At 31.0% G+C, this 4,391-nt stretch carries 4 protein-coding genes; 1 reads left to right on the forward strand and 3 read right to left on the reverse strand.

Annotation, left to right across the window (positions count from 1 at the left end; genetic code table 11):
• Nucleotides 1–183 precede the first annotated feature (183 nt).
• The 3 genes from DWX74_RS10810 to DWX74_RS10820 all read right to left on the reverse strand — a co-directional run bounded on the left by DWX74_RS10810 (nt 184) and on the right by DWX74_RS10820 (nt 2,616).
• A complete protein-coding gene (locus tag DWX74_RS10810) occupies nt 184–828 on the reverse strand; it encodes a GyrI-like domain-containing protein (RefSeq protein ID WP_118549950.1) in 645 nt (214 codons plus the stop codon).
• A 78-nt stretch (nt 829–906) separates the two neighbouring features.
• Nucleotides 907–1,809 (reverse strand): helix-turn-helix transcriptional regulator, encoded by a 903-nt coding sequence (locus tag DWX74_RS10815; protein WP_118549951.1) that lies wholly within the window; start codon nt 1,807–1,809, stop codon nt 907–909.
• Nucleotides 1,810–1,845: 36 nt separating this feature from the next.
• On the reverse strand, nt 1,846–2,616 hold the full coding sequence (locus DWX74_RS10820; protein WP_118549952.1) for a GNAT family N-acetyltransferase: 771 nt from the start codon (nt 2,614–2,616) through the stop codon (nt 1,846–1,848).
• Nucleotides 2,617–2,924: 308 nt separating this feature from the next.
• Here DWX74_RS10820 and DWX74_RS10825 point away from each other — a divergent pair, with 308 nt between their 5' ends.
• A complete protein-coding gene (locus DWX74_RS10825) occupies nt 2,925–4,304 on the forward strand; it encodes a PTS mannitol transporter subunit IICB (protein ID WP_118549953.1) in 1,380 nt (459 codons plus the stop codon).
• Nucleotides 4,305–4,391: the final 87 nt, after the last annotated feature.

Here is a 4,391-nt window from a genome sequence, read left to right on the forward strand (position 1 = left end):
ATCGAATTTTATAGGGATAATATCTAACTTAGTGGATTGAAGTGCATAGACAAGACTCTCTCGACAATCTGGAGACGTGAAATTGATTTGCAACAGAACTATTTACTTGTACACACGTCGAAGCTGGAGAGGAGTTTGTCTATGTCTTCAATCCCTGAGAGAAATTAACGTATAAATTTTGATTTATTTTATACAATATCTTAAAATAGTTTTCAATTTACTCTCCTCAGTTCTATTAGAATTATTCAAATAAATCTCCCTATGCCAATCATATTTCCTAGTCAATCCATTTTCCTTACAGAATAAGTCCATCTTCTCAAAAGAAGAGTTTTCATCGTCATACGAGCCAACGTGTAAAATATTTACAGATTTACCATCATTCATAGAATCAAAATAAATATCTTTATAAAAAACATTAGGCTTCTTTTTGGACACTTTCTCAACTGCAGATTTAAAATCATCTTCTGTTATAAAATCAGGCTGCCTAATCATAATTGTATATTCTAAATTATTCTTATCAAATTCATTGCAGCAATTATTATTAGTCGAATTATCTTGAGAAACTTTCCAAATTCCTTCAAGAGGATAAACAACATAATCTGTAATCTCATAAGTATCAATGTCTTTTACTTGATGTGATTTTTTATAATCCATTTTTATAGCATGAGCCAAAGAAAAAAGAGCAGATACTTTTTCAGAAAATTCCTCGTCGTTTGGATTTCCTTTGCCACCTATCATAATAAAATTTTGAGTACATACATCCAAAAGAGTAGGTACTTTCTTGATATTATATATTTCCTTTTCGTGTTTTCGCCATTCTAGTTTCATGTTATATACTTCCTCCATTTATATAATTTAAAAATTTATATATTAAATTATATAAAAGTAAATATGACAACTTATGTCTTATAAAGTAAAATATTTCCTAGAAATTTCTTTTATAACCTTTTTAAACTCTTCTCTCAAATTATAAGGCTCTAAAAGTTCAACATTAGAACCAAAAGAGAGTAGATAAGAGAAAAGATAGTCATTTGAAGGAAGATTCGTATTTACAATCAGGTACTCATCATCAATCTCTATCTCAGATTTATCAAATTCATCAAAAACTCTATACGAAATACTCTTATCAAACATTAGCTTTACAGGGACAAGATTTTGATTATAAAAAGCATTGTCTACAATAGAGCTTGTTTCATCACATCTTTCAAATTTATCATCTAAAACTTTCAAGTTATTTATCCTGGAAAGTTTAAAAAGTCTATAATCATTTCTCAAAAGGCAAAATCCATAAATATACCAATTATAGTTTTTGAAAAGCAATTTAATAGGCTCTATTTTTCTATAAGTTGAATTACCTTTACTATAATATTCGAAAGAAATAATCTTCTTGTCTAATATTGCAAACTTTATACTATTAAAAATATCCTGAGAAGGCTTGTTATAACGCCAATTAGATAAATCAACTTCAATCCAATTTCTAGCATTTGTATTGAAAATAGCAGATAGTTTGTTTAAAAGATCGTTGGTATCTTCATCCAAGATAAAAGAAAAATCGTTGATAGCAGTTAAAATTTGATCCTTTTCTTCTGCTGAAAATACTGATTTATCTAATATGAAATTATTCATTATATAAACTCCACCATGTCGACCTCTACTTGTGCATATTGGAATACCTGCAGAGCTTAGAGAATCAATATCTCTGTGGATAGTTCTGGTAGAAACCTCAAATATCTCGGCAAGCTCTTTAACTGTAGTAGTTCCGTTTTTTAAAAGGTAATATAAAATTTTAAAAAGTCTACTATCACTCATAATTTTACCTCTCCAATATTAAAAAATTAGTTATTATTATTTGCTATTCAATAATTTTTTTAAAGAATTTTTATTTAATAAACTACACGATTCAAACTTACCGTTTAAAAATGCAGCCCAGTTATTAAACACGCAAGGAAGATTTTTAGCTTTTTCAAGAGAATCAACTAAAATAATATTTACGTCAATATTGTTTTCAGAGCAATAACTACGTACTTCCTCAATAGAATTCACAACAAACGGACATTGATGAGAGTAGTATATAGTCAAAACATCTTCATCTATACTCATTTTCTTAGCGGAATCAGAGAAATGAGGAATATTTTTATCAAGAATATCAGTATCATAAAAAGTTAAGCCTAAAAGTTCATACTCGTTGTTTATAGAATCTAAAACCTTAAATCCATACTTAGTAAAAAATTTCTTATCAGATAAGTAAGGTTTCTTTTTCTTTGAGCTAAGAACACATATACCAGATTTATCTCTATTCTTAGCATCTTCTATACAATAATTTAAAAGCTCATTTGCGTATCCATTGCCTTTAAAAGATCCAGCAACCCAAAGACATTGAATATATACAAAATTTTCTCCTAAAATAGGAACCCACGCGTCTTCAATATCACAGTACTCAATAAAAACTTTCCCTCTCTCATTTAATTTCCTAAAAACATGAGAGCTGTTAAACTGACTTTTTAACCATTCCTTTTTACAAGATACTCCATTTTGATGTTTTTTATCTGAAATTGCACAGCAAATATGTTCACTATCTATATTATCTAGCGTTAAATTTATAAAAGTTTTTTCCATATAAATTCCTCCAAATTAAAAAAATAATCTAAAACTTATTATTACTACAATTAATTATAACATTTAAATCATGACAAACGATGTCATATTTAATAAATTAAAAAATACGAAAGCATTGGAAAAACAGAAAACTTATAAAATGTCACTAGTGCATAATGCCAAAAGTGTCATTAGTTTAAATTGAAAACGATATCACAACACCTTATAATAAAATCAAGAAAAGAAAAAGTGATTGGCCAATCATACTACATAGAAAAATCGAAATAATAAATACTAAAAAAGGAACAATCGAAGGGTGGTATGATTTTATGAAAGAAAAGATTCAAGTAATGGGACGTTTCCTTAGTGGAATGGTAATGCCAGTAATAGGAGCGTTTATAGCATGGGGACTTATAACAGCCTTATTCATAGAAACTGGATGGGCTCCAAATGAAAGACTAGCAGCATTGGTATCTCCAATGTCTACATTCTTACTTCCACTATTAATAGCATATACTGGTGGAAAAATGGTACACGGTGAAAGAGGAGGAGTAATCGGTGCAATAGCTACTATGGGTGTTATAGTAGGTGCTGATATTCCAATGTTTATGGGTGCAATGATAATGGGACCTTTATCAGCTTGGATAATGAAAAAATTTGACCAGGCAATAGAAGGAAAAGTTAAAGCAGGATTTGAAATGCTTGTAAACAACTTCTCACTAGGTATATTAGGTGCAATATTAGCAGCAGTTGCACTTTTAGGTGTAACTCCACTTGTTGAAATGTTAAACTCAGCAATGGAAGCAGGGGTTAATTTCTTCGTACAGAGAGGACTTCTTCCATTAGCAAGTATACTTATAGAACCAGCAAAAGTATTATTCTTAAACAATGCAATAAATCATGGTATATTCTCTCCAATGGGAATACAGCAGGTTGAAGAAGTTGGTAAATCAATATTCTTCCTACTTGAAGCAAACCCAGGACCAGGTCTTGGAATACTTCTTGCATACTGCTTAGCAGGTAAAGGATCAGCAAAAAGTTCAGCACCAGGTGCAGTAGTTATACACTTCTTAGGTGGTATACATGAAATATACTTCCCATATATATTAATGAATCCAGTTTTAATATTAGCAGCAATAGCTGGTGGAGCAACAGGTGTATTCGTAAATAGTATGTTAGGTGCAGGATTAACAGCTCCAGCATCTCCAGGTAGTATAATAGCTATACTTGCAATGTGTCCAAAAGGTGGATACCTTCCAGTATTAGCAGGTGTTGCAGCAGCTACAATAGTATCATTTGCAGTTGCATTACCAATATTAAAATTCGCAGGTAAAGATGCAGATTTAGAAGAATCACAGAAAAAAGTAAGTGATATGAAAGCTGAAAGCAAAGGAGCAAAAGTTGAAACAGCAGAAGTTAAATCAGCTTCAGAAGTACATAAAATAGTTTTCGCTTGTGATGCAGGTATGGGATCAAGTGCAATGGGTGCAACAGTTCTTCGTAAGAAATTAAAAGAAGCGGGAATAGAAGATATAGAAGTTGTTCATGCTCCAGTTTCTTCAATACCAGCAGACGCAGATATGGTAGTTACTCATAATGAGTTAGGAGAAAGAGCTGCTCATAGTAATCCAAATGCACAGTTAGTTCTTATACAGAACTTCTTAGGTGCTCCAGAATACGATGAAGTAGTGGCTCAGTTAAGTAAATAAGGAAAATAATGGCTGTTGCATATTTTGCAACAGCTTTTTTGTATGTAGAAAACCCCCAGTTAGACTGGGGGTTCAGTAAAGCTTTTA

The sequence above is a fragment of the Peptoclostridium sp. AF21-18 genome (genome assembly GCF_003478825.1).
Taxonomy (GTDB): domain Bacteria; phylum Bacillota; class Clostridia; order Peptostreptococcales; family Peptostreptococcaceae; genus Peptacetobacter.

Coding starts and splice junctions, on each gene's coding strand:
- DWX74_RS10820 (WP_118549952.1), bottom strand. CDS start 2,616: ATGGAAAAAACTTTTATAAATTTAACGCTAGATAATATAGATAGTGAA.
- DWX74_RS10825 (WP_118549953.1), top strand. CDS start 2,925: ATGAAAGAAAAGATTCAAGTAATGGGACGTTTCCTTAGTGGAATGGTA.
- DWX74_RS10810 (WP_118549950.1), bottom strand. CDS start 828: ATGAAACTAGAATGGCGAAAACACGAAAAGGAAATATATAATATCAAG.
- DWX74_RS10815 (WP_118549951.1), bottom strand. CDS start 1,809: ATGAGTGATAGTAGACTTTTTAAAATTTTATATTACCTTTTAAAAAAC.